This window comes from Halomonas sp. BDJS001, from assembly GCF_026104355.1.
In the GTDB taxonomy this organism is placed as follows: domain Bacteria; phylum Pseudomonadota; class Gammaproteobacteria; order Pseudomonadales; family Halomonadaceae; genus Vreelandella.
In genome coordinates this window covers 2,097,238-2,122,957 of sequence record NZ_CP110535.1, presented here as the reverse complement: position 1 = coordinate 2,122,957, position 25,720 = coordinate 2,097,238, and the positions used below count along the sequence as shown (strand labels likewise).

Genomic DNA, 25,720 nt, shown 5'->3' with positions numbered 1-25,720 from the left:
CTGATCTCGCTTTACTATTTACTCGCTTGAAGATAAGGAGAGCTGCATGAGCGAGGCAATTGCCCGCGAATTAATGGCCCAACGTTTTCGCAGTTACCTGCCCGTGGTCGTTGATTTAGAAACCGGGGGATTTAATGCCCAAGGCGACGCTGTGCTTGAGATAGCCGCCGTCACGCTGACCATGGATCCGGAGGGCAACCTGCTTCCTGATGCCACCTATGCCTACCACATTCAGCCCTTCGAGGGCGCGAATGTAGAGCAGTCCGCGCTCGATTTTACCGGCATCAACCTGGACGACCCTCTGCGTCGCCAGGTAGCGCTGAGCGAGTCGGAAGCACTGGGAGAAATTTTCCGCCCAATTCGTAAATCGATCAAGGCCCACGACTGCACCCGCGCCATTTTAGTCGGCCATAATGCGGCGTTCGATCAGGGTTTCCTGAACGCAGCGGTCAATCGCTGCGGGATTAAGCGCAACCCATTCCACCCATTTTCAAGCTTTGATACCGCCACCCTGGCCGGCCTGGTCTATGGGCAAACAGTACTTGCCAGGGCGTGCCGTGCTGCGGGCATTGAGTTTGATAACAAGGCCGCCCACTCCGCTCGCTATGACACTGAGCGCACTGCCGAGCTGTTTTGCGCCATGGTCAATCGCTATAAAGACCTGGGCGGCTGGCAGCTTGCCCAGCGCGAGCAAGAAATGGACGGTGCGGATTAACATCTCGTCGTCAACAGCGTAGCCGATGATGCACAGAGCCGTTAACGCAGCGCGCCATTGATGCAGAGAACCAGGCTTTACGCTAAACTTCGCCCCATTACAGCAATCTGGTTTAGCGCCGACAATGCCGGGTAGCGCGTATTTGGCGGTGATAAACATATCGATTCAAACTATCCGTTTTTAGGAGATGAGACGTTTCCATGGCCCAGCATAATGCCTTTTACGCCCAATCAGGTGGCGTCACCGCCGTGATCAACGCCAGCGCCTGCGGCGTTATCGAAGCCTGCCGCCAAGCCCCCGATCAAATTGGCAAGGTTTACGCCGGTCACAACGGCATTATCGGTGCCTTAACGGAAGACCTTATCGACGTTACCCAGGAGAGCGATGAAGCCATTGCCGCCTTGCGCCATACGCCCGGCGGCGCTTTCGGCTCCTGCCGCTATAAGTTAAAAGACATCGATACCCACCGCGCCCAGTACGAGCGCTTGATCGAAGTCTTTAAAGCCCACGATATTCGCTATTTTTTCTACAACGGTGGCGGTGACAGCGCCGACACCTGCTTAAAGGTCTCGCAGCTTTCCGAGAAACTAGGCTATCCGCTGACCGCTATCCACGTACCTAAAACCGTCGATAACGACCTGCCGATTACCGATAACAGCCCGGGCTTTGGCAGTGTGGCTAAGTATATCGCCACTTCGACCCTGGAAGCATCGCTGGATATCGCCTCCATGTGCGCCACCTCTACCAAGGTATTTGTGCTCGAAGTCATGGGCCGCCACGCTGGCTGGATCGCCGCCGCCGGTGGGTTAGCTGGCGAAGCCGAAGGCGAGCCGCCACATATGATTATCTTCCCGGAGATCCCCTTCAACCGTAAAGCGGCGATGGCACGGGTTGAGGAGAGTGTTAAACAGTATGGCTACTGCGTCATCGTGGTCTCTGAGGGCGCTCGCTACGAAGATGGCACCTTCCTGGCCGATGCAGGTAATACCGATGCGTTTGGCCACCGCCAGCTTGGCGGCGTCGCCCCGACGCTCGCCGGCATGATCAAACAGGATTTGGGCTACAAGTACCACTGGGCCGTAGCTGATTACCTCCAACGTGCGGCGCGTCACCTGGCGTCTAAGACCGATGTTGAACAAGCCTATGCGGTGGGTCGCGAAGCAGTTACCTTGGCGCTGGCGGGTAAAAACGCCATGATGCCCGCCATTCGCCGTATCTCTCAGGCGCCCTACCAGTGGGACGTGATCTCTGCCCCACTCTCTCAGGTAGCCAACCAAGAGAAGTTTATGCCCCGTGACTTTATCAGTGAAAACGGCTTTGCCATTACCCAGGCCTGCCGGGACTATCTCTCACCGCTGATTCAGGGCGAGGATTTCCCTCCGTTTGAGAACGGCCTACCCAAAGTCGCCAAACTGAAACTGGCCAAAGCAGAACGCAAGTTGCCTGCTTTTACGCTGTAATACAGCAAGGTTAAGTTAAAAAGAGCAGCAATAAAAAAGCGGGGCGATGAAGTGATTCATCGCCCCGCTTTTTTAGGCGCTTTGCTACCTTAATAGCCAGGAAAGCACGAGCAGCAACAGCAATATACCTGCCACCCCCTGCCAAAACCGCCGCGGCTCCTGGCGGCTCTCTTCCCGGTTGGGCAGCCGCCCCAGCGGCACCCTAAGCGCATGCAAAAACTCGGACATACGCCTAAACCGCAATGCCCGTTGGGGATCCAAGGCGCGGCGTAACGCATCGTCCAGTTCGGGTGATATCTCTGGATTGGTGGTACGCGCGCTGCGGTAGGTCAACTCTTCCAGGTCGGTATGGCTGCGCAGTCGGTTGGGCGTCAACGTATAGGGTAAAGCGCCGGTTAACAGCCAGTAAGTCGTCGAAGCCAGCGAGTACTGATCGCTGCGTCGACCGATGCTATCACCCAAGGCGTACTCAGGTGCGGTGTGTTCGTTAAAGCCAATCTGCCTGAGCAACTCACCTGAGTGGCGGTGCCCTTCCCCATCGCGCATATGGCAAGCACTAAAATCGGTGAGCACTAGCTTGCCGTGGGGGTCGATCAAAATATTATCGGGATTGATCTGCTGATGAATGATTTCCCGATGATGCAACGCCTGCACCGCCTTACCCAACTGATTGGCAATATCCAGACGCTGGGTCAAGCTGGCTTGAGGATGGCGCTCCGCCCATTGCCGCAGCGTTTCGCCTTCGATGTGCTGCATTAAGTAGTAGAGATAGCGTCGCGGCCGGGAAGGCTCCATCACTTTCACCACAAAAGGCGAGTTCACCCGCTCCACTACCCACTGCTGGAGTAGAAAGTGCTCTAGGTAGGCATTACGTAACGAAAGCTCAGGACTGGGTGCTTTCATGACCATTTCCCGCTCGCTATGCACATCGCGGACGCGATAAACCCGCGACTGTGCCGTGCGTGATAGCACGGCGAGAATCTCCAGGCCGTCTAAACGCTCCCCCGGCGCCAGCTCTGGAGGGATGGGCAGATCGCCGTATAGCTGCCCCGGGTGTTCGGTAACCTCTTCGGGTAGTTCGTCGATGCGTACCAGTTGAAAACAGAACTGGTCGCCGCCGTAGCCGCGCTCCTGAGCGCGCTGCTTGGCCTCATTGGCTAGCCGCTCGCAGGCGGCATCCAGGTCGCTGGCATCCTGGCGAATCAGGCGCACATAGTCGGAAGGCAGCAGCGTGCCGCGCACCCCCTGGGTGGTAAACAGGAACAGATCGCCCTGTTTAAGCGCAATATGGGTGTAATCAATATCGACACTGCCATCCATACCCAACGCCCGCGAAGGGTAGCGATAACCGCCGAGATCGGTCACATGGTCACGACTGAGCTGTTCAAACTCCGCACCCCGCAACCGAAACACCAGCGTATCGCCCATGTGGAAAAGGTGGGCTTCACGACCACGAAATACCATGGCCGACATGGAGGATACAAAACTCCCCTCTTTAACATGCTGGCTTTGGCTGTAACACCAGCTGTTAAGCGCACGCAGTACGCGGGTGGCCGAGGTTTTAACATCCCAGTGGTCAGGGGTAGAAAAGTAGTCGGCCAGAAAGCCGCGCACACTTATATCTCCCGCCTGCTTGGCCATGGTATTGCGTGAAATGGAGTCGCTAATCACCGCGCAGCCGCCTTTGGCGCGAAGCAGCGGCGCTTCAGGAAAGCGAACCGACATTGAGCTGCGGTGTAGGCGCCGATCGGGCGCGACAAACGCTTGACCATAACTGATGAGCAACTGGGCGTGCGACAAGTCATCCTCCTAGGCTGCCTACTCGTTCGATGGACATCACTGTCAATAAACGCCGCCTATGATACACGCAGCGGAGCAGAAACGATGCCCACCAAACGTCTCTATCGTATTCGTCCAAATTGAAGGGCATATGAATGATCACCCACGAGCAACCTATGTCGCATTGGTAATTGGGCAGCCATGTTCGTATAATTCTTCGCCATAAAACGACTCTGAAACGATTGCCTAACCACGGCACGACTCTAGCCACAGCACTATCAAGGAATCAATGATGAACTTCGATAATATCCCTGCTGGAAAGGATCTCCCTAACGACGTTTACGTGGTGATCGAAATTCCTGCCAACCACGACCCGATCAAATATGAAATTGATAAGGATATGGGCGCGCTACTCGTGGATCGCTTTATGGCCACGCCCATGTTCTACCCCGCCAATTACGGCTTTATCCCCCACACCCTGGCCGACGATGGCGATGCCCTGGACGCCTTGGTGGTAACTCCGCACCCGGTTCAACCTGGCAGCATTATTCGCGCCCGTCCGGTAGGCATTCTGAACATGACCGACGAAGCCGGTGAAGATGCCAAGTTGATCTGCGTACCCCATGCCAAGCTAAGCTCGCTCTATGACGATGTCCACGAAGTGACCGACCTGCCTGAGCTACTGCGCCAGCAAATTGCGCACTTCTTCGAGAACTACAAAGATCTAGAGAAAGGCAAATGGGTAAAAGTCGAGTCCTGGGAAGGTGCTGACGCTGCGCGCAAAGCAATTGAAAAATCCGTAATTGCTTACCAGAAAGCGTAATAGTAGCGTTTCGGCAATGTTCTTCACCGTCATGTGATAAAGCCGTCTCCGTGAACTGACCCAAGACTTGTCCTTCTGCGTAGCAATTTACTACTGACAGCTTGAACTCTTCATTGTATTTCGCCATAAAAACACCCCAATCGTTGGATTAATGTCAGATTGGGTGCAGTTCACTCTCGGGATCAGTTGCGGCCTCACCTGGCAGATTATCTATAGGCCTAAAACAGTGCTTGCCCTCTCAGAGTACTCAAGGGCAAACACCAATTTGGCTCGGTTGAGGCCCGGCCTAAGGCAAGCCCGTATGATCAGATTACTTCAAACACTGCACGTTCGTGAGAAAGCTCGCGGAATCCATGGACGCTATGATAACGACCTATACCACTAGTGTTGACCCCACCAAACGGTAGATGGCTCTCTGGCCAGTTTCTCGCCCATCCGTTAACTGATACGCCCCCGGATGAGGTATTGCGGAGTACGTCTTCAACAAACTCGTGCCGCTCTGAAAAAATGTTCATACCCAGTGGTTTGCCGCTTTTACGAATGAATGAGTAAACCTCTGAGACATCGCGATAAGTGACAATTGGAAGAACAGGTCCGAATATCTCCTCCTGCATGACCAATGCATCAAGCGGCGTATCAAGCAGTATGGTCGGCTCGATCGTCAGGTTTTCTGCATCGCAGTTTCCGCCAAAAGCCACCCGCGCACCACGTGCAACGGCGTCATCAATATACCCCTTGACGCGCAAGAAATTGCGCGAATTGACCATGCGGGAATTGCGGTTCGCCATGAACGTTTCGCCATCATAAAAATTGTCTCGCCATTGGTTTTCAAGCGCTCTAACGAACTGATCGCGTAGCGCTTCGGGTAATGCTACATAGTCGACGCATAGACAGGTCTGTCCATTATTCGTCATACGCCCCATGCCGATTTCAAAAACGGCAGTGTCGAGATTGACACTGTCATCCAAAATAGCAGGACATTTGCCACCGAGCTCTAATGTCACCGAGGCCAAATGCTTAGCTGCCGCCGTCATGACAATCTTACCGACCGCTGGGCTGCCCGTAAGGAAAATGTGATCGAAAGGTCGGTTCAGCAGGATGTTGGCAACATCGACGCCGCCTTCAAACACCGCGACCTCGTGCTCGTCGAAGGTTTCACGAATGATCTTTGCGGCCACGGCGCTCGATGCGGGGGTGAGTTCATTTGGTTTGGCGATGATGCAGTTGCCTGCGGCTATCATCGGCACCATTGGGGTAAAGAGCAGGCTAATCGGAAAATTCCATGGGCCGAAGACGAGAACGACGCCTCGCGGTTCATAGACCATATACGCTTGACCTCCGGGCGCAGAGGTCTGGACAGGTACGGGCTTCATCCACTCGTCAATATTCTCGATGGCTTCATCGATATCCGCCAGGGTGACGGCCAGCTCGAACGTCACCGGCTCTTCGGCGGGGCGTCCCAAATCAGATGTAAGTGCATCACGGATTTCAGTCTCGTATTTGACCAATACTTCCCTGAAGCGTCGGAGACGATCCTTTCGTTGCTCTGCCGTCGACGTCCTTAGATGCCATTGATGGGCTTGCTGTAATGTGAAAACACGGTCAATTTCGGATTCAATATTCATAACGACTTCCTCCGTTGTTGAGGGCAAGCGTCGAGATTGTTTGCTCGCATATAGGCGACCCCCTTCGAAGCAAGGGGAGACCCGATTCGCTTTTGTGTGTATGTGAAAACGGAGCACCGAGCGGGAGGCAGCGCTCCTCTAATCAAATCTAAAGAAGTCTTTACTATACGTGGCACTCCGATCCTTCCCGATCATTGCTCAATTCTCTTGGCTCCCCACTAAAACTGCTGAACTTTTGGGAAGACAAAGCCAAGAATAGTCGTGCCAGCGATAGCTCCCGCCGCTGATTTAGGCGATCTCGATGACGATCTTGCCAAAAAGATTCGGGGCACTCTGGGCCTGGTAGGCCTGCTTCACGTCGACGAACGGGACGACCCGGTCGATCACCGGCTTGATCTGATGCTTGTCTATAAAGCCGACCATATCCTCCAGGCCGTCGCGCGAGCCGACCGGGATGCCTCGAACACTTACGCCCTTGGCGAGAAACAAACCGGGCTCGATCACGTCACCGAAGTTGAACAGGCCAACCAAGCCAATGTCGCCGCCAAAGGCCAGAGCCTGGACGGACTGGTTCATCGAGCCGAAGCCGGCGGTATTCACCACCTTATCCACGCCGCCGGTAGCCGCGTAGACGGACTGGCCCCAGTTCTCGTCGGTGCGATAGTTGAAGACATCCTCGGCACCGAGCTCTAGCAATCGCGAACGCTTGTCGTCCTGGCTAGTCGTGAGATAGGTCTTCGCCCCCAGTGCTTTCGCGAACGCCATCGCGAACAGCGATACGCTACCGGTGCCCAACGACAGCACCGTCTGACCCGGTCTCACTGGGTAGGCGTTCTGCAATGCCGTCCATGCCGTTAGCGCAGCGCATGGCAAGGTCGACGCTTCCACATCGTTGAGCGTGCTCGGCGCGGGGCTCAGGCGATCCGCCGGCAACACGACGTACTCGGCCAGCACGCCATTCTCATCCAACGACCCCAAGCCCAGACCGATACCCGCATGGGGCGGCCAATGGATGAAGTCGCGCAGGTAGACCGTGACGACCTTGTCGCCCGGAGTCCACTGCTCCACGCCTTCTCCAATCGCATCGATATCGCCGGCGCCATCGGCGACCGGAATCAAGTCGCGATCCATGCGCCAGTTGCCACCGGCATTGCCCAGGATCAGTTGTTCACGGTAGTTCAACGACACAGCCCGAATACGCACACGGACTTCACCGGGCCCGGTTCCGGCTTCACGGCATCTTCAAGGATCAGACCCTCCAGGGTGGTCGCTCCGCTCTTCAGAACCCAACGTTTCATGGCTTTCGCTCCTGATCAGATCATTCGAGATGTGGCTCGGGCTGCTACCTCGGATACGCTGCTCAAATAACTATATGAGCACCTCAATTAATTGATAAGATGCTGTTTAATTGACGAGCTTATGAGTGAGACTCAGCAATGAAACGAGCAGATTTTGCGGATCTGATGGCATTTGCTGTGATCGCCGAGGAACGGAGCTTCACTCGGGCGGGAAATAGGCTGGGCATTTCAAGCTCCGCGCTCAGTCATGCCATTCGCCTGCTGGAGGAGCGCCTTGATGTCAAGTTGCTGAACAGAACCACGCGAAGCGTTGCTCCCACGGCTGCCGGTGAACGCCTCCTCGCACGCCTGCGACCCGCTCTCAAAGACATCGGGAATGGACTCGAAGAACTTGCAGACGAACACGCCGGTCCCAGTGGGATCGTGCGCATCAACACCCACCACAGCGCGGCAGCGCTCTATGTTGTTCCAAAGCTGCAAGCGCTGCGTCAGACCTACCCCGGTATCACCCTGGATATCACGACCAACGAGGGGCTGGTCGATATCGTTTCGGCTGGCTACGATGCAGGCATCCGCAATGGAGAGCAATTAGCCCAGGACATGGTGGCTGTGCGTATCGGCCCCGACTACAGAACAGTCGTCGTCGCCACGCCCGAGTACCTGAAGACAGCACCCGCCATCGCACGTCCCCAGGATCTGGTGCAACACGCCTGTATCGCCTATCGAATGAGCACGTCCGGTACCTTGTTACGATGGCAGTTCCAGCGCGGATCGCGCATGTTCGACGTCGCGATAAAACCTGCCTTCATCACCAACGACATGGATCTTCTGATAGAGGCAACGCTGCAAGGAATTGGCGTGGGCTATTTGCTGCGTGAGCAGGTTGCAGCGCACCTCGCCAGCGAAAAGCTGGTAGAACTCCTGCCGCGATGGTCGGTGCGCCATACCGGCAGTTTTCTGTACTACCCGGGACGTCGCCAGATGCGTCCGGCCATGCGCGCCGTGATCGACCTGCTGCGCTATGATGGGCGAGCCTAGCTATCGACACCAGCCATCAGTGGGAGGCTATGTGCGCCCACTAGCAAAGCTGCTCGCCCTCCTCCACCAAGGTGACGAAAAGCTCAGTTTCTCGTCCTGGCCCTACTAAAGTCAGTAGTCAGATTGACCGCAATGGCGCGACGTCGCGAATAGGTGGGGCACCGAACATCCTTCGGTATTCCCGGTTGAATTGGCTAATGCTCTCGTAGCCAACCCGTATACCCGCCGTTGCGGCATCGATATTTTCCGCGATCAGCAGCCTTCTCGCCTCATAAAGACGTAGGTGTTTCTGGTACTGAAGTGGGCTCATTGAGGTCAATTTACGGAAATGATGGTGAAGCGTAGACACTCCCATGTTGGCCAATTCCGCCAGGGCTTCGATTTTCAGCGGCTGCGTATAGTGTTCACGCAACCAGGCAACGGCCTTGGCGACACGCTGGCTTTGTGTTCCCACCATGACGGTGTCGCGAAAACGCCCGCCGGCAGAACTGGTCAGTACCCGATAAAGAATCTCTCGCTGAACAAGACTACCCAAGTGGAGCATGTCGTGTGGCTGGTCGAGTAGCCGGACCATCCGGCTCGTCGCGTCCATCAAGTCGACGGTCGCGGGGCCGGTCGCCATGGCTTTGTGCTGTGTCTCTGCTTTCGGGCCAAGCGTCTCGACATCCGCAATCAACTGGCGAGCCATCTGTAAATCAATCTTCATCAGTAAAGAGAGATAGGGCCGCTCGGGCGATGCATCTGTGACTTCGGTAATCGTAGGTAGATTCACTGCCGTCAGCAGAAACCGTGACGCATCGTAGATATACGTCGTGTTTCCCAGTACGACGCGCTTCTTTCCGCGAATGATGATGGCGAGGCTTGGCTCATACAAATAGGGCGTTGGGGGCTGTGGCGTCGTCACCTTGCAAAAACTCAGGCCCGGCAAACGGGTTTCACGCTCCATCTGATTGCCGACAAAGCTTGAAATCTGCCCCGCCATCTCATCACGGATGGCTGCCGTTTCCTCTCGCCGTGCCTGGTCGTCTATCCCGAGTTCGATGATCACTGTTCTCTCCTGCCTTATTGAGCATATTCCATTCTAGTTCGATGAACGGCCAGATTTTCGCTTTTCCCCAGGATCAAGAGAAATAGGCAACGAATGGGAAGAATCAGCGTCACGAGTTCCCCCTCTATACCCCTACCCTCTGGATCGTCCCTTGAATTAAATACGCGGACACGTACAGCGGTATTGAGTGTCCGGGATCCATGTAGACTCAAACGGAGGAACTCCATGAAAAACGCCGAGAAGCTCAACGGAACCGTAGCCCTCATCACCGGTGCTTCCAGCGGTATCGGGCAGGCGACGGCCATTCGACTGGCCGACCTGGGAGCCAGCGTTGCGCTGGTGGCCAGACGCCAGGATAGGCTCGAGTCGCTTGCCGACAGGATCACCGCCACTGGCGGCACCGCGTTGGTGATTGCTGCAGACATCACAGACAACCACGAAGCAGAGCGTGTGGTTGATCAGGTAATCGAACACTTCGGTCGTCTGGATACCTTGGTCAACGCGGCGGGGCTGATGCTCAATGGCCCCTCCGTGGAATCGCCGCTTGAAGAGTGGGATCGCATGGTGGACGTCAACCTGCGGGGGTTGATGTACCTCACCAAACAGGCCCTGCCGCATCTTCTGCAGGCTGTGACATCCAGTCCACGCGCTGTGGCAGATGTCGTCAATATCTCCTCGGTTGCCGGGCGCATCGCCGCTCCCCAAGTGGCCATCTACAACGCCACCAAGTTTGCCGTCACGGCCGCCACTGAAGCCTGGCGTCAGGAGTTCACCAAGCAATCGCTACGCTTTTCGGTGATCGAACCCGGTGCGACCGCAACCGAGCTCTTCGAGCAGAAAGATGGACAGTGGGAAGGTTTCACCAGCATGTTCGGCGAGGTGGAGCGCCTGCATGCGGAAGATATCGCCGAGGCCGCTGCCTTCATCGTGACCAACCCCCGGCGAGTGGCGATCAACGAGATCGTCGTCAGGCCCACGGATCAACCTTGATCCATATGCGGAGGCTGGCAAACGCCTCGGGGTGGAGGTCGGCAAACGTGTTTTCGAACAACCCCCTCACCCTCATTGGTGTAGTCCAAGGCTTTTAGGCATAGACGGTGTGGTATGGCTGCAACCAAGCGGCTCTTACACGGACACGTAATGCCTACCGAGAGGCGGGCTATCCTCAAGTGCGGAGGGTATGTCAAATGGAGTTGACGAGCCACCTGATCACGGGAGCCGCGTTTGACAGCATCTCGACCGTCGAGGTGGCGTTGACGACTAAATTGATACGCTTTCAGATGACTCCTTCTTTCTTATTACCTTATAGATGAGAAAGGTCGTACCCGCTTGCTATCTGGGCACAACCACAAAAATATACGGTTAAAAAAAGCCAGTCAGACTTAACTGTCTGGTATAAGCCTATCGAGCGGTTTTTTGTTGGCCGGATTAACGCATTATTAACGGCCGCGTCACGTCACCGCAGCGTATACGCCAGCGGCTTAAGGTTGCGGTATGCTATTAGCCTCTCATTGCGATGCCATTGATTAAGGACGCACCGTGTTATCTCTTAAACGCCTGAGCCTGTTTACATTATTGATTTTCTTTCTTGGCTTGCTACCGCTAAGTGCAAACGCCCAATGGTTTCCATCGTCTAGCAACCAAGACGACTTTTTACCGGTTATGGAAGCCTTTCAGCCGACTACTTGGCACGATGGCGATACGCTCTATATCGGCATGGATATCGCAGATAAGTACTACCTATATCGCCACCAGTTCGCAGTAGTCAGCCAAACGGAGGTTGTCAGTCTCGGCGACCCCATTATCCCCAAAGGCATCTTTACCAACGATGAGTTTATGGGCGATGTGTATGTGTTCCGCGATCAGGTAGTGTTTGAAGTACCGCTGGAAGCTCCCTACTCAGGCCCTTTAAATATTGAGTTAACCTTCCAAGGCTGCGCAGACGCGGGTTTATGCTACCCACCGGAGCGCACGCAGCTTCAGGCAAGCGAAACGGAGCCGCCCAATCAATTTGCAAACTGGCAAGCAGGTGATAACACCGCAAGTGAAACGGCCACCCCACAGCGTGACTTCTCGGGGCCTCAAAGCGAGGACAGCCGCTTTAGCGCTGCGATCAGCGACGCCAGTCTTCCGCTAGCGCTAGGGCTGTTTTTTATTGCTGGCCTGGGCCTCACCTTTACCCCCTGCGTGCTGCCGATGATTCCGATTTTGTCATCGATCGTCGTCGGCCAGAACCCCACACGCCCCCGCGCCTTTGCCCTATCGTTAAGCTATGTACTCGGTATGGCGCTGACCTACGCCCTGGTTGGGGTATTAATGGGGCTGTTTGGCGCCGGGCTTAATCTTCAGGCGCACCTGCAGTCAGCCCCGGTATTAATCACCTTTGCCGTGCTCTTTACGCTCTTTGCCCTGGCCATGTTCGGTGCCTTTAACCTTAACCTGTCGCCCCGCTTAGCCAACCGTATCGACGCTTGGCAGGCCCGGGCACAGCGCAGTGGCCCGGCGGGTTTAGCCCTGGCAGGCGCCCTCTCGGTGCTGGTGGTATCGCCCTGTGTAACGGCGCCTTTGGCCGGAGCGCTGGTGTTTATCTCCTCAACAGGGGATGCTGCGATGGGCGGCGCGGTGCTGTTTGCGCTGGGCATGGGCATGGGCGTACCGCTTCTTTTGGTAGGCACCTTTGGCGCCACCCTGCTGCCCCGCTCCGGTGCTTGGATGAATGGCGTCAAAATCGCTTTTGGGCTGCTGCTACTAGGCGTCGCCATCTGGATGATTGAGCGTTTAGTAGCCGCACCTATTGCGCTGCTGCTTTGGGCAGCCCTGGCTATCGGCACGGCGCTGGCGCTTGAGGCGCTGAGTTTCAACCAGCCCCAGGGGTGGCCGCGGGCACGCCAAACCCTGGGGCTTATGCTGCTAGCGTGGGGGATCGTGCTGGTGATTGGCGCCGCTCAAGGCGGCAGCAACCCCTTACGCCCCCTTGCGGCAGCCTCCAGCACTAGCGGAAATAAGGTAGCAACACTCGAATTCACTCAGGTAAGCAGCCTAACCGAGCTTGAAGCGGCCATCAGCCAAGCGGAAGAGGCTAACCAGCCTGCCTTTGTCCACTTTACCGCCGACTGGTGCATTTCATGCAAGTTATTGGAACGGGATGTTTATCCCGACCCACGAGTTTCTGAGGCGCTCAACGGCTACACCCTGATCGCTGCCGATGTCACTCATACAGATCCCCAAAGCCGTGAATTGCTGAATCAATTCGATCTTTTCGGCCCCCCAAGCCTGCTCTTTTTCAGCCAGGGTGAGGAGATTCGTGCTGCGCGTATCCAAGGCGAAGTGACAGCCGACCAGCTCTACGAACATCTTGAGTCCGTCAATCGCTGGGTAGTGAACGGCTGATTGCTATATCTGTCTACACACACTTCAAGACACTAAAACGGCTTTTTGCTGCGAACATCGTCAAACAGTTGTTTAATTCTGCTCTAGAGGCTGGTTTTGCCATTGGCTTAGGCTGTTGCTGGACATCCTGGCACTTTTTCGGCAAACTCCGCTCCCATATTAGCTAAAAACTTGCTTTTTTAACGCTGAGAACGGGGTAACGTTCGCTAACATGCTGCGTTCTCCTCATTTTTAAATTTGGTTTACTGCGCTACGTACGCGCCATAAAGAGCTCCCTGCACCTATGTGTGAGCGCTTTGTAACTACCTTTTAAGACATTGATGGGGCTATGCCATGGATATCCGCAAAGTTAAGAAACTGATTGAGCTGCTCGAAGAGTCCAATATTAGCGAGATTGAAATTCAGGAAGGCGAAGAGTCAGTACGCATCAGCCGCCATCCTAACGGTGCTTCGTGGCAGCCACAGCCGATGCCGCAATATGCGCAGCATCCTGGCTATGCTCCCGCCGCCCCCGCTGCAGGCGCTCCCGCATCAGCGCCTGCTTCTGAAGCAGAGCCTCAGGGCGCAAGCTACCAGGGCGAAGCCGTTAACTCACCCATGGTAGGCACCTTCTACCGCAGCCCAGCGCCGGGCGCCAAATCCTTTGTTGAAGTCGGCGATAGCGTTAAGCAGGGCGACACCATATGCATCATTGAAGCCATGAAAATGATGAACCAGATTGAAGCTGACCGTGACGGTATCGTGGAAGCCATCCTGGTGGAAGATGGCGAGCCGGTAGAATTCGATCAAGCCATGATCGTTATCGCTTAATCTTTCATTTTCAACACGGGTGGACTCTCCCATGCTGGACAAGGTACTTATCGCCAACCGCGGCGAGATTGCCCTCCGTATCCTGCGGGCCTGTAAAGAACTGGGCATTAAAACCGTAGCGGTGCACTCCAAAGCTGATCGTGAACTCATGCACGTTCGCTTGGCGGATGAAGCCGTGTGTATTGGCCCGGCTTCGTCAGCGCAGTCTTACTTAAATATTCCGGCCCTGATCAGTGCGGCCGAAGTCACTGACTCCTCTGCCATACACCCGGGCTATGGCTTTTTGTCTGAAAACGCCAACTTTGCCGAACAGGTTGAGCGTTCAGGCTTTACCTTTATTGGCCCCCGCGCTGAGACCATTCGCCTGATGGGCGATAAAGTCAGTGCCATCCAGTCAATGAAGGAAGCGGGCGTTCCCACTGTGCCAGGCTCCGACGGCCCACTGGGTGAGGACGACTCCACCAACTTAGCCACTGCACAGCGCATCGGTTACCCGGTCATCATTAAGGCGGCTTCTGGCGGCGGTGGCCGCGGTATGCGCGTGGTACACACTGAAGGCCATCTGCTGTCGGCGATTACCGTTACCCGCACTGAAGCCCACGCTGCCTTTGGTGATGGCACGGTCTACATGGAAAAATACCTTGAGAAGCCGCGCCACGTCGAAGTACAGGTGCTCGCCGACGGCCAGGGTAACGCCATCCACCTTTATGACCGCGACTGTTCGCTTCAACGTCGTCATCAGAAAGTACTCGAAGAAGCCCCAGCGCCAGGCCTGGATCCTGAAGCCCGCGCTCAAGTGCTTGAAGCATGTCGCCAGGCGTGTATCAAGATCAACTACCGTGGCGCCGGTACCTTTGAGTTCTTGTATGAAGACGGCGAGTACTTCTTTATCGAGATGAATACTCGCGTTCAGGTCGAGCACCCGGTCACCGAAATGGTCACCGGCGTAGATATCGTCAAAGAGCAGCTGCGTATCGCTTCCGGCCTGCCACTGTCCATTCGTCAGGAAGATGTTCAGCTCAACGGCCATGCCTTCGAGTGCCGGATTAACGCCGAAGACTCGCGCACGTTTATGCCCTCTCCCGGCAAGGTCACGCTGTTTCACGCTCCCGGTGGTTTAGGCGTCCGTATGGACTCTCATCTCTATACCGGCTACACCGTCCCCCCGCACTATGATTCGCTGATCGGCAAGCTGATCACCTGGGGCGTAGATCGTGAAATAGCCCTGACACGCATGCGCAACGCCCTCGACGAGCTGCTGGTGGAAGGTATTAAAACCAATATCGATCTGCAAAAGGATTTGGTTCGCGACAGCTATTTCCGTCAAGGCGGTGTCAACATTCATTACCTGGAAAAGAAACTCGGCAGCTAGCCGCTAAGCGCTTTCCAGCGCACTGTGTAATCCCCAGCGGGGTGGCCATGTCCACCCCGTCTTTGTCTTTATTGAATGCGTCTTTAAATTGCCTTGCGGAGAACTTCCATGCCCTGGCTGCAACTCAAAGCCCACGTCGCTCCCGAACAGGCCGAGCTCCTCGAAGAGCTGCTGCTTGAGGAAGGTGCGACCGCCATTGGCCTTCAGGATGCCCACGATGATCCGGTGTTTGAGCCCGAGCGGGGCACCACCCCGCTGTGGGAAGATACCATCCTCACCGGTCTCTACGATGACCTGGAGGGCGTCGAGAGCATGCTCGAGCGCATTGAGGCTGCCTGGTCGGAGCAGATGCCCGGTGAGCCCTGCCCGACCATTGAGTATGAGCTGCTCGCCGACCGGGACTGGGAGCGGGAGTGGATGGATGACTTCACCCCTTTGCGCATGGGCCAGCGGCTATGGATCGTGCCCAGTTGGCACGAACCACCCGAGGCAGATGCCGTTAACCTGATTCTCGACCCAGGCCTCGCCTTTGGCACCGGTACGCACCCCACCACAGCCCTGTGCCTGGAGTGGCTGGATGAACTCGCCGTAGCCGGCCACTTAGCCGAGCAAAAGGTGTTGGATGTAGGCTGTGGCTCCGGCATTCTGGCTATCGCCGCGCTCAAGCTGGGTGCCAGCCATGCAGATGCCACCGACATTGACCCCCAGGCGTTGCAGGCCAGTCGCGACAATGCCGAACGCAACGCTATTGCCGAGTCGGCGTTAAACCTCTACTACCCTGAGCAGTTAAGCGATGGCGGCCACTACCCTATCGTGACCGCCAATATTTTAGCCGGCCCGTTGGTTGAACTAGCGCCGATGATTGCCGGGCATGTAGCGCCGGGTGGCCGGGTTGCGCTATCGGGGATTTTGGCCAATCAGGCCGATGACGTTTACGAAGCCTATGCAGCGCAGGGCCTTATCATGGATGAGCCTGTCATCCGCGAAGGATGGGTACGGCTTAGTGGCCTACGTTCGCGTTAAAGCGGCAATGGGCCTTCACCCCATCAGCGAGTAGGCGTATCATACGCCCCCTTGAAACGCCTACTCGTCGCCACCCCAGCGCTCACTGCTCAAAACCCATAAAGTCTGATGCCATGACGTTAAACCCATCACCTGCCAATATTGGATCAGTCGCCATTGGTTCGTTTACATTACCCAACCGGGTTATGCTTGCACCAATGGCTGGCGTCACCGACCGCCCTTTTCGCCAGCTATGCCGGCGGCTTGGCGCTGGATGGGTCGTGGGGGAAATGGTCACGGCAGACCCCAGCCTATGGCATACTCGCAAATCAAAGCTGCGCATGGATCATCGGGGCGAGCCCGACCACGCGTGGTGCAAATCGCCGGGGGCGATGCAGACATGCTTGCCCAGGCGGCGCGCTTGAATGCCGAGCTGGGTGCGCAGATTATTGATATTAATATGGGTTGCCCTGCCAAAAAAGTGTGTAACAAAGCGGCAGGGTCAGCGTTACTTCGCGATGAAGCCTTGGTGGCTGAGATACTCGATGCGGTGGTGGCAGCGGTTGATATACCCGTTACACTCAAAATCCGCACAGGCTGGTGCGCCGAATCAAATAATGCCCTGCGCATTGCCCGGCTTGCCGAGTCAGCCGGTATTCAATCGCTCGCTGTGCATGGCCGTCATCGCCAACAGCGCTATACTGGACAGGCAGAGTACGACACGATTGCCGAGATCAAATCTCACCTATCGATCCCGGTAATTGCCAACGGCGACATAACAAGTCCGGAAAAAGCCGCCGAGGTACTCGCTTATACCGGCGCTGATGCAGTGATGGTCGGCCGTGGTGCTCAGGGTAACCCGTGGATCTTTCAACAGATCAACCACTATCTCCAACATGGAGAGCGGATGGCGCAGCCAAGCCTTTCGGAGCGCCACCAAGTGCTTCACGGACACTTAGAAGCGTTGCACGCGTTTTATGGCAACACTATGGGTGTGCGTATCGCGCGCAAACATGTCGGCTGGTACCTTAGCGATGACCAACGCTTTACGCCGCCACAACAGCGCGCGCTTAAGCAGCAGTTCAATGCGTTAGCGTCACCTGAAACGCAATTTGATTGGATCAATGACGCGATGGCCCCCGGCGCCGCCACGCGTTTGCTAGCCAAAGGAAGCTATGCTGCATGACCGAACGCGATCTTCTATCTAGCGACAATTACTCAAGCGACGCTCTTGCCAGCGACGCATTTTATGAGAGCAACTCCCCTTTAGCGGGCACGCTAGCGGATCCAGCGGCTAACTCACCGCCTCAGCCGCTCCGGGAAGCAGTGGAAACGGCTATGCGCCGCTACTTTGAACATTTGGACGGCAGCCAGACTACCGATCTTTACGCCATGGTGATGGCCGAAGTAGAAGCGCCACTGCTGGCCTGCGTTCTAGAGCACACCGACGGCAACCAGACACGGGCCGCTGATGTGCTCGGACTAAACCGCGGCACGCTGCGCAAAAAACTCAAGCTATACGGACTCATCGAAGGTGACGCCCCATAACCCTGGGGCGTTGTTGTTTTTAATTCTCGACTCTGCACACGAGCACTCTAATGGCTGATACACCTCTCATGGCTGATACCCCCTCCTTGACTGAAAGCAACGCGACCCCCGTCCGCCGCGCCCTGCTGAGCGTTTCTGATAAAACCGGCATTGTGGAATTCGCCCGCGGACTCACTGAGCATGGCGTTGAACTGCTCTCCACGGGCGGCACTTTCCGCCTGCTACAAGAAAATGCGATAGCCGTGAAAGAGGTGTCTGAGCACACCGGCTTCCCCGAAATTATGGATGGCCGGGTTAAAACGCTGCACCCGAAAATTCACGGCGGCATTCTGGCCCGCCGTGGCCAGGATGATGCGGTGATGGCGGAGAACGATATCACCCCTATCGATATGGTAGTGGTCAATCTCTACCCCTTCGCCGCCACCGTCGCCAAGCCTGACTGCACGCTGGAAGATGCCATCGAGAATATCGATATTGGCGGCCCCACCATGGTTCGTGCTTGCGCCAAAAACCATGCTTACACCACCATAGTGGTCAATAGCAGTGATTACGCTCGAGTACTGGGCGAGCTGGCCGCCCAAGATGGCCAGGTCAGCCGCGCCACGCGCTTCGATTTAGCAGTGAAAGCTTTTGAGCATACCGCCGGCTACGATGGTGCGATTGCTGACTACCTAGGCCGTAAGGTCAATGCCACTGATGAAACCTTCCCACGCACCTTCAACCTGCAGCTCGATAAAAAGCAGGATATGCGTTATGGCGAAAACCCGCACCAGCAGGCAGCCTTTTACGTTGACCCCCAGGCAAGCGAACCCAGCGTTGCCACAGCAAAAATGCTCCAGGGCAAGCCGCTTTCGTATAACAACGTTGCCGATACCGACGCCGCCTTTGAGTGCGTAAAGGCCTTCACCGATACCGCCTGCGTTATCGTTAAGCACGCCAACCCCTGTGGCGTTGCCATTGGCGCCACCGCTTTGGCAGCTTACGACAAAGCCTTTGCTACCGACCCCACCAGCGCGTTTGGCGGCATTATCGCCTTCAATACGCCGCTGGATGCGGAAACCGCCCAGGCGATTATTGACCGCCAGTTCGTCGAGGTGATTATTGCCCCGGGCGTCAGCGATGAAGCCGCCGCCATCGTGGCCAATAAGCAGAATGTGCGCTTATTGGACGTCAGTGCCCACTGGCCGGCCGAACAGCAGCCTGCATTAGACTTTAAACGCGTCAATGGTGGCTTGTTGGTTCAGGAGCGCGACGACGGCATGGTCACCCGCGACGAATTGACCGTGGTCAGCCAGCGTGCGCCCAGCGAGCAAGAGCTACGTGACCTTGCCTTTGCCTGGCGAGTGGCCAAATTTGTCAAATCCAATGCGATTGTTTACGCCAAAAATGGCCAAACCGTGGGTGTCGGCGCCGGCCAAATGAGTCGCGTTTATTCGGCTAAAATCGCTGGGATCAAGGCCGCAGATGAAGGCCTTTCGGTGCCCGGCTCAGTGATGGCGTCTGATGCCTTCTTCCCCTTCCGTGACGGCATCGATGCGGCCGCAGCAGCAGGCATTACCGCCGTTATTCAGCCAGGGGGCTCCATGCGTGATCAGGAAGTGATCGATGCCGCCAATGAAGCAGGCATTGCCATGGTATTTACCGGCATGCGCCACTTCCGCCACTAAGCCTTTAACTCACCTGCATTAACAGCAAAAAGCCCCTTAGGCGCTCTTTTGATAGAGCATGCCTAAGGGGCTTTCTTACGATCACCTTTACTATCATCAACAGATGCCAATGGCTCACTGACCATTAACGCCCATCGAGCTTTTAGCCAAGATCAATACATAGATACTTGGTTTCCAAATACTCTTCCAGGCCCTGGTGACCCCCTTCGCGGCCTAGACCCGAGGCTTTTACACCCCCAAAAGGCGCGGCAGCGTTGGAAATAGCGCCAGTGTTAATACCCACCATACCGTACTCAAGCGCTTCGGAAACACGCCATACGCGGGCAAGATCACGGGAGTAGAAATAGGACGCCAAACCATATTGGGTATCATTGGCCATCTCAATAGCCGTCTCCTCATCATCAAACGGGAAGACAGCAGCTAATGGCCCAAAGGTCTCTTCGTGAGCCACTTTCATCTTGTCAGTGGCAAAACTGATCAACGTTGGCGTAAAGAAATTGCCGCCCAGCGGATGCGGATGCCCACCCAACAAGAGTTCAGCGCCATTATCAATGGCATCCTGAACATGCTCGCTAACTTTTTTAACCGCATTATCATCGATTAACGGGCCGATATTAATGTTGGGTTTGGTGCCATCCCCCACATACAGCTCGCTGTTCATGGCCACTGCTAGCTTTTCACAAAAAGCGTTGATCACACTGGACTGAACCAGAAAGCGGTTAGTGCAGATGCAGGTTTGGCCAGCGTTACGGAACTTGGCGGCCATAGCACCTTCTACGGCCGCATCTAAATCGGCATCCTCAAACACGATAAAGGGCGCATTACCACCAAGCTCTAGCGATATCTTCTGGATATGCTCCGCCGCTTGGGCCATCAGCTTGCGCCCAACCTCGGTCGAACCAGTAAAGGTGATCTTGCGCACTTTAGGCGACTCAGTCATCGCCTGGGCAATATCGCTAGCGCTTCCGGGTACGACGTTAAAGACACCGCGTGGGATACCTGCCCGTTCAGCCAGCAGCGCCAAGGCCGTTGCAGAGAAAGGAGTCTGGCTAGCAGGCTTAACCACTATCGTGCAACCAGCGGCCAATGCAGCCCCGGCTTTACGGGTAATCATCGCCGCCGGGAAATTCCAGGGCGTAATCGCCCCCACTACGCCAACAGGTTGTTTGGTGACAACGATACGCTGATTGGCGTTTGCCGCGGGAATGGTTTCGCCGTAAACGCGCCGCGCCTCTTCGGCAAACCAGCGTAAAAAGCTGGCTGCATAAGCGATTTCACCCGCGGCTTCTTTTAGCGGCTTGCCCTGCTCGTAGGTCATCAGCATGGCCAGATCCTGTTGATGCTCAAGCATCAGATCGTGCCACTTCAACAGTAAGTCAGCGCGCTCCTGGGCAGTCAGCGCCCGCCAGGCCGGTAGCGCAGCATCTGCAGCATCAATGGCTCGCTCGGTCTCGGCTTTACCCAGGCGGGGAATATCGCCAATCGCTTCGCCGGTCGCCGGGTTTAATACGGTAATCTGCTCGCCGCTATCTGCCGCGACCCAACTGCCGTCGATATAAGCAAAGGGGCAATACAGCTGTGTTTCTTTAAGCGCTTCCATGACAGGCTCCTGACCAAAAATGTTGGCCTCGTAGGCTCATTAACGTCTTCATGCTAAGACGAAACACCCCTTCAAACCAAATTTACGGCATGATTCACCAGCCACTGGCCACCGGTAAATTCAGCTAATGAGCATTAAAAACTCGTGCCGAGTCGCTTGGTTCTTGCGGAAGCCACCCAGCATTACTGACGAAGTCATGCTGGAGTTTTGTTTCTCCACGCCACGCATCATCATGCAGAGATGCCGCGCTTCAATGACCACGGCAACGCCCTTTGCCTGGGTAACCTCCTGCACGGCCTCGGCGATCTCGCGGGTTAGGTTCTCCTGAATCTGCATACGACGGGCAAACATGTCGACGATACGGGCAAACTTAGAGAGCCCTAACACCTTTCCATCAGGCAAATAAGCAATATGACATTTGCCGATAAATGGCAGCAGGTGATGCTCACACATGGAGTAGAGCTCAATGTCTTTTACCAGCACCATTTCATCCGTTTGCGACTCAAACACCGCGCCATTAATAATGTCGTCCAATGACTGAGTGTAGCCCGCATTGAGAAATTGCATGGCCTTGGCTGCACGCTTAGGCGTATCGCGTAACCCTTCTCGATTGGGGTCTTCGCCAAGTGCTGAGATTATCTGGCGGTAGTGCTCAGCGATATCATCGGACATATTTAGCCTCATCAATAACTATTTCAAAAACCACTTCAAAACTGGCTCAAAAAGCCATGCGCAATCGCGTCCAGGCGGTTCGCAAGAGAAAATCCTTTTTTGCACGAGAAGTAACCCCATTACCAGAGCGGCAATAATCTCCGCCCCTCCTCTACATATATTGTACAGAAGGTATACTTTCAGAAGATCCCGCACAACAAGTATTGAGCAAGTAGAGCATTTTACCGCATCTAGGTTGTCTGTGACTTGTTTACCTGCGACAGAGCGCCGCGTCGTTCACTTTGTCACCTAGGGGCCTGTGATATGATTCATGGGTTCAATTTTTTTGCCTTGATCGCAGGCGCCAACATAGAGAGCTCGCTATGTCATTTAAACCAACGCCTTTTTGGTTAACCGCCCTCGCGGCCCCGGTTTTTGCTATGCCGCTATTGGCTACTGCTGCGGAAGCCACGCTTTCACTGCCCAATGAAGCAACCGTCGGCGTTGAGGTGGTGGAAGAGCTTACGTTTGAATCAAACCAAACGCGCCTTAATGATATTTTGCTACACCCAACCCAAGCCGCCAACGCCTCGCACTCTTTACCTGAATACTGCGTGATTGTGGGCAGTGCGCAATTGGTTGATGAGCGCATTCGCGTTACCACCCAAGAGGCGACCTGTATTGAAACCCACGACGCCGACAGCAATATTTTTACTGGCGAATTTAGCGCCAGCGCTTATGACCAAGATGGCCAATACGCCATCGCCTGCGAGAGCACCCCTTGCACGCTCTCCCCTGGCCAGACGTTCCTCCTAACACTTGACCAAGCCGTTGAGATTGAGGAGCTAGATAACCCTTCAGAGGAGCTTAATCAGCAGCGTCGTCAAGCGGACGGAGAAGGTATCGCCAACCCTGTGCCGCGCGAAGAAGCTGTGCCTGATTGAGCTTAATCTACTATCGTTGCAACACGAGCGTTAACGCTCTCTTACGCCAGCCAGCGAGGGTTCTCTAACTGAAGGCACTGCTGCCCTAATTGGCGGATATGCTGATCCCAATAGCCACTATCCGCCAGCCAAGGAAACGCCCGAGGAAAAGCGGGGTCTTCCCAACGTGACACCAGCCAAGCCGAATGCCTTATCAGCCGATAACTTCTTAGCGACTCAATAAGCGCCATCTGTTCAGTGGGAAATGGGCGCGCCTCTTCATACCCTTCGGCTATTTCACTTAAGTGGGATCGCCACCCTTGAGGATCATCGGTTGGCAGTAGCATCCAGATATCCTGAACAGCGGGCGCCATGGTGCAGTCGTCAAAATCGACCAGGGTAAACTGCTCATCACGCCCAAGCACATTACCCAAATGGCAGTCCCCGTGGCAGCGAATCATGCTACTGGCAGGTACGTTATGTTTTATAAGCTGCTGAAGCACCTTTTCGATTACACGGTCGTAGGCACGGCGCTGATGACTATTCATCCATTGGCTGGCCAGCACGCGCTGCTGAGCATCAACAATACCGCTCGCCATCTCTAAACGTGGGCGGTGCTGAAAGGCTTTTTTGGCCGACACTTGATGCAACCGACCCAGCAGTTCCCCCATGGCAAATAGGTGAGCGGGGTTATCCAGCTCCGGCGCCTGGCCGGGACAGTGGGGAAACAGCGTAAAACGAAACGCCTTGAAATAGTGCAACGACGCCCCCGCCTTATCACGCCAAGGGGCAACGACCGGCACCTGCTGCTCAGCCAGTTCCTGTAGAAAGTCGTGCTCTTCCTGGATCGCCTCATCAGACCAGCGGTCAGGTCGGTAAAACTTCACGATCCAGTTTTTGCCATCATCATCGCGAAACAACAGCACACGGTTTTCATAACTGTTCAGCGCAAAAGGCTCGCCTGCAGGCCAAATATCCAGCGACTCCACTGCAGACATCACCAAGTCAGGCGAAAGAGAGCTAAACGGGTGTGACATAGGCCACTCCTGGGTTGGCGAAAGCGCTAATGAGTATGCGAAAAGGCTATTCTATCAATCCTTGCCTAGCGGTGTCCGCGCTGCCGCCCAAATATCAACGCGCTTTGCGCCAGCATTCAGCGCGGCCCGCGCCAATGCCTGGCCAGTGGAGCCGGTGGTGACCACATCATCAATTATTAGCAAATGCGCCGGGGGCGGTGATTCAAAGACAAAGGCGCCCACCAGATTGGCAATCCGTTGGCGGCGATTCAAGGTGCGCTGGAATGGGGAATCCTTTATTCGTTTAGCAGTCACCACTGGAACGCCCAGTGGGCGGCTGAGCTGTTCGGTCAACCAGCGCGATTGATTAAATCCCCGGGTACGAGCATGCAGAGGCGTCATGGGCACCGGTAAAAAAGCATCGCCGAGAGTAGCCGGTGGAGTTAGCAGCATTAATTCAGCGAGTAGCGTGCCCGCCCGCGGAGAAGCATGGAATTTAAAATCATGCACCAGCTGCTTAATCGGCTCTTGATACAACAGACACGCCTGAGTGGTAGAAAATGCCGGTGGCTCAATTAGGCAGTGCCCACACAAGCTCGTACCATGGGCGACAGGGTCAGCGCATTGACGGCAGGCATACAGGTTCCACGGCAGCTCGCACAAACAGGTTGCGCACCACCCTCGCCCCGCCAATGCAGGTGCCAAGCAAAAGGCGCAGTAGCCAGGCATGACTTGCTTGATCCACTCCCCTCCCCGCTGTAGCCACTGCTGTAATGCCATGTCCGCTCCTTACACTTTGTACATAAACATCAAATCATTGATTGACTTACGCCACAAAGCTGATAATATACGCCTCGTCTTAGCGGATGTGGTGGAATTGGTAGACACGCTAGATTTAGGTTCTAGTGCCGTAAGGTGTGGGAGTTCGAGTCTCCCCATCCGCACCAATTACTTTTTAGTATTCAAGCAGTTAGCATTTCCCTTCTTACTTTTGAAAGTCTTCATATTGCTTGGTTCTGGCGCTTTATAAGCGGCTTTCTTATAAGCACTATGTCAATGTAGCCCTCAAAAACGCCTATTCTTATCTGTTGAAAACAGCAATGGCTCAACGCCATTTTTTTGCATGCCTGGCATTTACTGTATCAAATTTTAGCAGCAGCCGGTTTGGCTGACTTGCCCCTGCTTTTCCGCTAGCCTATACACTCAATAACTTACAAAAGTTCCCTCAATGGCTATCACTCAACGCTATATTGAGGGATGATCGCTAATAAAGATGAGAAGGATCTCACACTATGGAATGGCTCAACGATAATGCTCAAGCAATCTCGGCGGTAGCGAGCATATGCACGCTTTTCGTGTGGGTATTTTATGCCCAGCTTCTCTATAACGGCTATGTGCGGCAGCGTCGCCCTCGTGTGATTATTAATCGCGGCAGAGGAATCGGCGTGGACGCTATCTGCTTAATCAGCAATATGAGCAGTGAAGCCATCTATATTCAGCACCTTGTCGCGGTATTGCATACGCACAAAAGCAGTTACTCCCTGGATGTGGTGGAGTACCAGCAGCGCGGGGGTGAGGAACAAAAAGATGAGCAGCAGTCACAGGAAACCCGCTACCGCACCCATCAAGGCCCGCTAGCTTCTGGGGATTACCTGAACATTCAATCGTTTGGCGATATCGTCAATCAGGTTAAAGATTATTGGGAAATCGATGACAATCAGCTGCAAGAGCAGAATATCCAGCTTGAAATTCGCGTTATCGCTATTTATGGGTCCGAAGACATGCCGACCGGCGCATCGCGAACCTTTAATCTCGACTTGAATGCGTCTCCCAATCATCAGCTTATCCCGGCGAGTGTCGATACGGATCGACTCAATAGCCGTGGCCAACGTAAGCGAGTGCTGGAGTGGGCAAAAGAGATCGAAACCCACAAAGCACGCTGAATCAACGCTATT

General features: G+C 55.1%; 21 protein-coding genes, 1 tRNA gene and 2 pseudogenes. 15 read left to right on the top strand and 9 right to left on the bottom strand.

Annotated features, from left to right (window positions below; all coding sequences use genetic code 11):
• Window positions 1-46: 46 nt before the first annotated feature.
• Complete coding sequence (rnt, locus tag OM794_RS09670) at window positions 47-715, top strand: ribonuclease T (protein WP_009286574.1); 669 nt, start codon at window positions 47-49, stop codon at window positions 713-715.
• Between the two features lie 200 nt (window positions 716-915).
• On the top strand, window positions 916-2,175 hold the full coding sequence (locus OM794_RS09665; RefSeq protein ID WP_226249451.1) for a 6-phosphofructokinase: 1,260 nt from the start codon (window positions 916-918) through the stop codon (window positions 2,173-2,175).
• Between the two features lie 84 nt (window positions 2,176-2,259).
• Here OM794_RS09665 and OM794_RS09660 read toward each other — a convergent pair whose 3' ends face one another.
• A complete protein-coding gene (locus OM794_RS09660) occupies window positions 2,260-3,975 on the bottom strand; it encodes a bifunctional protein-serine/threonine kinase/phosphatase (protein WP_088701592.1) in 1,716 nt (571 codons plus the stop codon).
• A 271-nt stretch (window positions 3,976-4,246) separates the two neighbouring features.
• Between OM794_RS09660 and ppa the strand changes: the two genes are divergently transcribed.
• Window positions 4,247-4,777: an inorganic diphosphatase gene (ppa, locus tag OM794_RS09655; RefSeq protein ID WP_071693104.1), complete on the top strand. Its 531-nt coding sequence runs from the start codon at window positions 4,247-4,249 to the stop codon at window positions 4,775-4,777.
• Window positions 4,778-5,082: 305 nt separating this feature from the next.
• Here the strand turns inward: ppa and OM794_RS09650 are convergent, their stop codons facing one another.
• The 3 genes and pseudogenes from OM794_RS09650 to OM794_RS23355 all read right to left on the bottom strand — a co-directional run.
• Window positions 5,083-6,402, bottom strand: a complete 1,320-nt coding sequence (locus OM794_RS09650) for an aldehyde dehydrogenase family protein (protein WP_226249452.1) — start codon at window positions 6,400-6,402, stop codon at window positions 5,083-5,085.
• A gap of 288 nt (window positions 6,403-6,690) precedes the next feature.
• Window positions 6,691-7,338 (bottom strand): zinc-dependent alcohol dehydrogenase family protein, encoded by a 648-nt coding sequence (locus OM794_RS09645; RefSeq protein WP_413927728.1) that lies wholly within the window; start codon window positions 7,336-7,338, stop codon window positions 6,691-6,693.
• Window positions 7,318-7,611: pseudogene (locus OM794_RS23355) on the bottom strand (alcohol dehydrogenase catalytic domain-containing protein); the annotation flags it as partial. The pseudogene OM794_RS23355 and the gene OM794_RS09645, both read right to left, overlap by 21 nt.
• Window positions 7,612-7,838: 227 nt before the next feature.
• Between OM794_RS23355 and OM794_RS09640 the strand changes: the two are divergent.
• A complete protein-coding gene (locus OM794_RS09640; protein WP_226249454.1) occupies window positions 7,839-8,738 on the top strand; it encodes a LysR family transcriptional regulator in 900 nt (299 codons plus the stop codon).
• Between the two features lie 118 nt (window positions 8,739-8,856).
• Here the strand turns inward: OM794_RS09640 and OM794_RS09635 are convergent, their stop codons facing one another.
• Window positions 8,857-9,786 carry an AraC family transcriptional regulator gene (locus OM794_RS09635; RefSeq protein WP_208797173.1) on the bottom strand — a complete coding sequence of 310 codons (930 nt, stop codon included), beginning with the start codon at window positions 9,784-9,786 and terminating at the stop codon, window positions 8,857-8,859.
• Window positions 9,787-10,011: 225 nt separating this feature from the next.
• On the opposite strand from OM794_RS09635, the gene OM794_RS09630 reads away from it, so the two are divergent.
• The 8 genes and pseudogenes from OM794_RS09630 (at window position 10,012) to purH (ending at window position 19,575) form a co-directional block, all read left to right on the top strand.
• Window positions 10,012-10,776, top strand: coding sequence for an SDR family NAD(P)-dependent oxidoreductase (locus tag OM794_RS09630; RefSeq protein ID WP_226249455.1), 765 nt, complete (start codon window positions 10,012-10,014; stop codon window positions 10,774-10,776).
• A 549-nt stretch (window positions 10,777-11,325) separates the two neighbouring features.
• The gene (gene dsbD / locus OM794_RS09625; protein ID WP_226249456.1) at window positions 11,326-13,176 is read left to right on the top strand and encodes a protein-disulfide reductase DsbD; all 1,851 of its coding nucleotides are present in this window, start codon (window positions 11,326-11,328) and stop codon (window positions 13,174-13,176) included.
• 333 nt (window positions 13,177-13,509) lie between these two features.
• The gene (gene accB / locus OM794_RS09620) at window positions 13,510-13,986 is read left to right on the top strand and encodes an acetyl-CoA carboxylase biotin carboxyl carrier protein (protein WP_088701594.1); all 477 of its coding nucleotides are present in this window, start codon (window positions 13,510-13,512) and stop codon (window positions 13,984-13,986) included.
• Window positions 13,987-14,017: 31 nt separating this feature from the next.
• Window positions 14,018-15,358, top strand: a complete 1,341-nt coding sequence (gene accC / locus OM794_RS09615) for an acetyl-CoA carboxylase biotin carboxylase subunit (RefSeq protein WP_226249457.1) — start codon at window positions 14,018-14,020, stop codon at window positions 15,356-15,358.
• A 108-nt stretch (window positions 15,359-15,466) separates the two neighbouring features.
• Window positions 15,467-16,381, top strand: coding sequence for a 50S ribosomal protein L11 methyltransferase (gene prmA / locus OM794_RS09610; RefSeq protein ID WP_226249458.1), 915 nt, complete (start codon window positions 15,467-15,469; stop codon window positions 16,379-16,381).
• Window positions 16,382-16,494: 113 nt separating this feature from the next.
• Window positions 16,495-17,546, top strand: a pseudogene (dusB, locus tag OM794_RS09605) (tRNA dihydrouridine synthase DusB).
• On the top strand, window positions 17,543-17,908 hold the full coding sequence (fis, locus tag OM794_RS09600; RefSeq protein WP_226249459.1) for a DNA-binding transcriptional regulator Fis: 366 nt from the start codon (window positions 17,543-17,545) through the stop codon (window positions 17,906-17,908). Before dusB ends, fis begins: the two are co-directional and overlap by 4 nt.
• 50 nt (window positions 17,909-17,958) lie before the next feature.
• Window positions 17,959-19,575, top strand: coding sequence for a bifunctional phosphoribosylaminoimidazolecarboxamide formyltransferase/IMP cyclohydrolase (gene purH / locus OM794_RS09595; protein ID WP_226249460.1), 1,617 nt, complete (start codon window positions 17,959-17,961; stop codon window positions 19,573-19,575).
• 142 nt (window positions 19,576-19,717) lie between these two features.
• Here the strand turns inward: purH and OM794_RS09590 are convergent, their stop codons facing one another.
• Both OM794_RS09590 and folE read right to left on the bottom strand, forming a co-directional pair.
• On the bottom strand, window positions 19,718-21,175 hold the full coding sequence (locus OM794_RS09590; protein ID WP_211594192.1) for an NAD-dependent succinate-semialdehyde dehydrogenase: 1,458 nt from the start codon (window positions 21,173-21,175) through the stop codon (window positions 19,718-19,720).
• A gap of 120 nt (window positions 21,176-21,295) precedes the next feature.
• Window positions 21,296-21,847 carry a GTP cyclohydrolase I FolE gene (gene folE, locus OM794_RS09585; RefSeq protein ID WP_226249461.1) on the bottom strand — a complete coding sequence of 184 codons (552 nt, stop codon included), beginning with the start codon at window positions 21,845-21,847 and terminating at the stop codon, window positions 21,296-21,298.
• 362 nt (window positions 21,848-22,209) lie between these two features.
• On the opposite strand from folE, the gene OM794_RS09580 reads away from it, so the two are divergent.
• Complete coding sequence (locus tag OM794_RS09580) at window positions 22,210-22,770, top strand: hypothetical protein (RefSeq protein ID WP_226249462.1); 561 nt, start codon at window positions 22,210-22,212, stop codon at window positions 22,768-22,770.
• Window positions 22,771-22,811: 41 nt separating this feature from the next.
• Here the strand turns inward: OM794_RS09580 and OM794_RS09575 are convergent, their stop codons facing one another.
• Both OM794_RS09575 and OM794_RS09570 read right to left on the bottom strand, forming a co-directional pair.
• Window positions 22,812-23,786 carry a serine/threonine protein kinase gene (locus OM794_RS09575; RefSeq protein ID WP_226249463.1) on the bottom strand — a complete coding sequence of 325 codons (975 nt, stop codon included), beginning with the start codon at window positions 23,784-23,786 and terminating at the stop codon, window positions 22,812-22,814.
• A 54-nt stretch (window positions 23,787-23,840) separates the two neighbouring features.
• Window positions 23,841-24,545 (bottom strand): ComF family protein, encoded by a 705-nt coding sequence (locus OM794_RS09570; protein WP_226249464.1) that lies wholly within the window; start codon window positions 24,543-24,545, stop codon window positions 23,841-23,843.
• Between the two features lie 82 nt (window positions 24,546-24,627).
• On the opposite strand from OM794_RS09570, the gene OM794_RS09565 reads away from it, so the two are divergent.
• Together OM794_RS09565 and OM794_RS09560 are read left to right on the top strand one after the other, a co-directional pair.
• Window positions 24,628-24,712, top strand: a tRNA-Leu gene (locus OM794_RS09565).
• Between the two features lie 345 nt (window positions 24,713-25,057).
• Window positions 25,058-25,708 carry a hypothetical protein gene (locus OM794_RS09560; RefSeq protein WP_226249465.1) on the top strand — a complete coding sequence of 217 codons (651 nt, stop codon included), beginning with the start codon at window positions 25,058-25,060 and terminating at the stop codon, window positions 25,706-25,708.
• Window positions 25,709-25,720: the final 12 nt, after the last annotated feature.

Coding starts and splice junctions, on each gene's coding strand:
- OM794_RS09590 (WP_211594192.1), bottom strand. CDS start 21,175: ATGGAAGCGCTTAAAGAAACACAGCTGTATTGCCCCTTTGCTTATATC.
- OM794_RS09630 (WP_226249455.1), top strand. CDS start 10,012: ATGAAAAACGCCGAGAAGCTCAACGGAACCGTAGCCCTCATCACCGGT.
- OM794_RS09560 (WP_226249465.1), top strand. CDS start 25,058: ATGGAATGGCTCAACGATAATGCTCAAGCAATCTCGGCGGTAGCGAGC.
- fis (WP_226249459.1), top strand. CDS start 17,543: ATGACCGAACGCGATCTTCTATCTAGCGACAATTACTCAAGCGACGCT.
- prmA (WP_226249458.1), top strand. CDS start 15,467: ATGCCCTGGCTGCAACTCAAAGCCCACGTCGCTCCCGAACAGGCCGAG.
- OM794_RS09575 (WP_226249463.1), bottom strand. CDS start 23,786: ATGTCACACCCGTTTAGCTCTCTTTCGCCTGACTTGGTGATGTCTGCA.
- accB (WP_088701594.1), top strand. CDS start 13,510: ATGGATATCCGCAAAGTTAAGAAACTGATTGAGCTGCTCGAAGAGTCC.
- OM794_RS09650 (WP_226249452.1), bottom strand. CDS start 6,402: ATGAATATTGAATCCGAAATTGACCGTGTTTTCACATTACAGCAAGCC.
- OM794_RS09665 (WP_226249451.1), top strand. CDS start 916: ATGGCCCAGCATAATGCCTTTTACGCCCAATCAGGTGGCGTCACCGCC.
- OM794_RS09580 (WP_226249462.1), top strand. CDS start 22,210: ATGTCATTTAAACCAACGCCTTTTTGGTTAACCGCCCTCGCGGCCCCG.
- OM794_RS09570 (WP_226249464.1), bottom strand. CDS start 24,545: ATGGCATTACAGCAGTGGCTACAGCGGGGAGGGGAGTGGATCAAGCAA.
- folE (WP_226249461.1), bottom strand. CDS start 21,847: ATGTCCGATGATATCGCTGAGCACTACCGCCAGATAATCTCAGCACTT.
- rnt (WP_009286574.1), top strand. CDS start 47: ATGAGCGAGGCAATTGCCCGCGAATTAATGGCCCAACGTTTTCGCAGT.
- OM794_RS09640 (WP_226249454.1), top strand. CDS start 7,839: ATGAAACGAGCAGATTTTGCGGATCTGATGGCATTTGCTGTGATCGCC.
- ppa (WP_071693104.1), top strand. CDS start 4,247: ATGAACTTCGATAATATCCCTGCTGGAAAGGATCTCCCTAACGACGTT.
- purH (WP_226249460.1), top strand. CDS start 17,959: ATGGCTGATACACCTCTCATGGCTGATACCCCCTCCTTGACTGAAAGC.
- accC (WP_226249457.1), top strand. CDS start 14,018: ATGCTGGACAAGGTACTTATCGCCAACCGCGGCGAGATTGCCCTCCGT.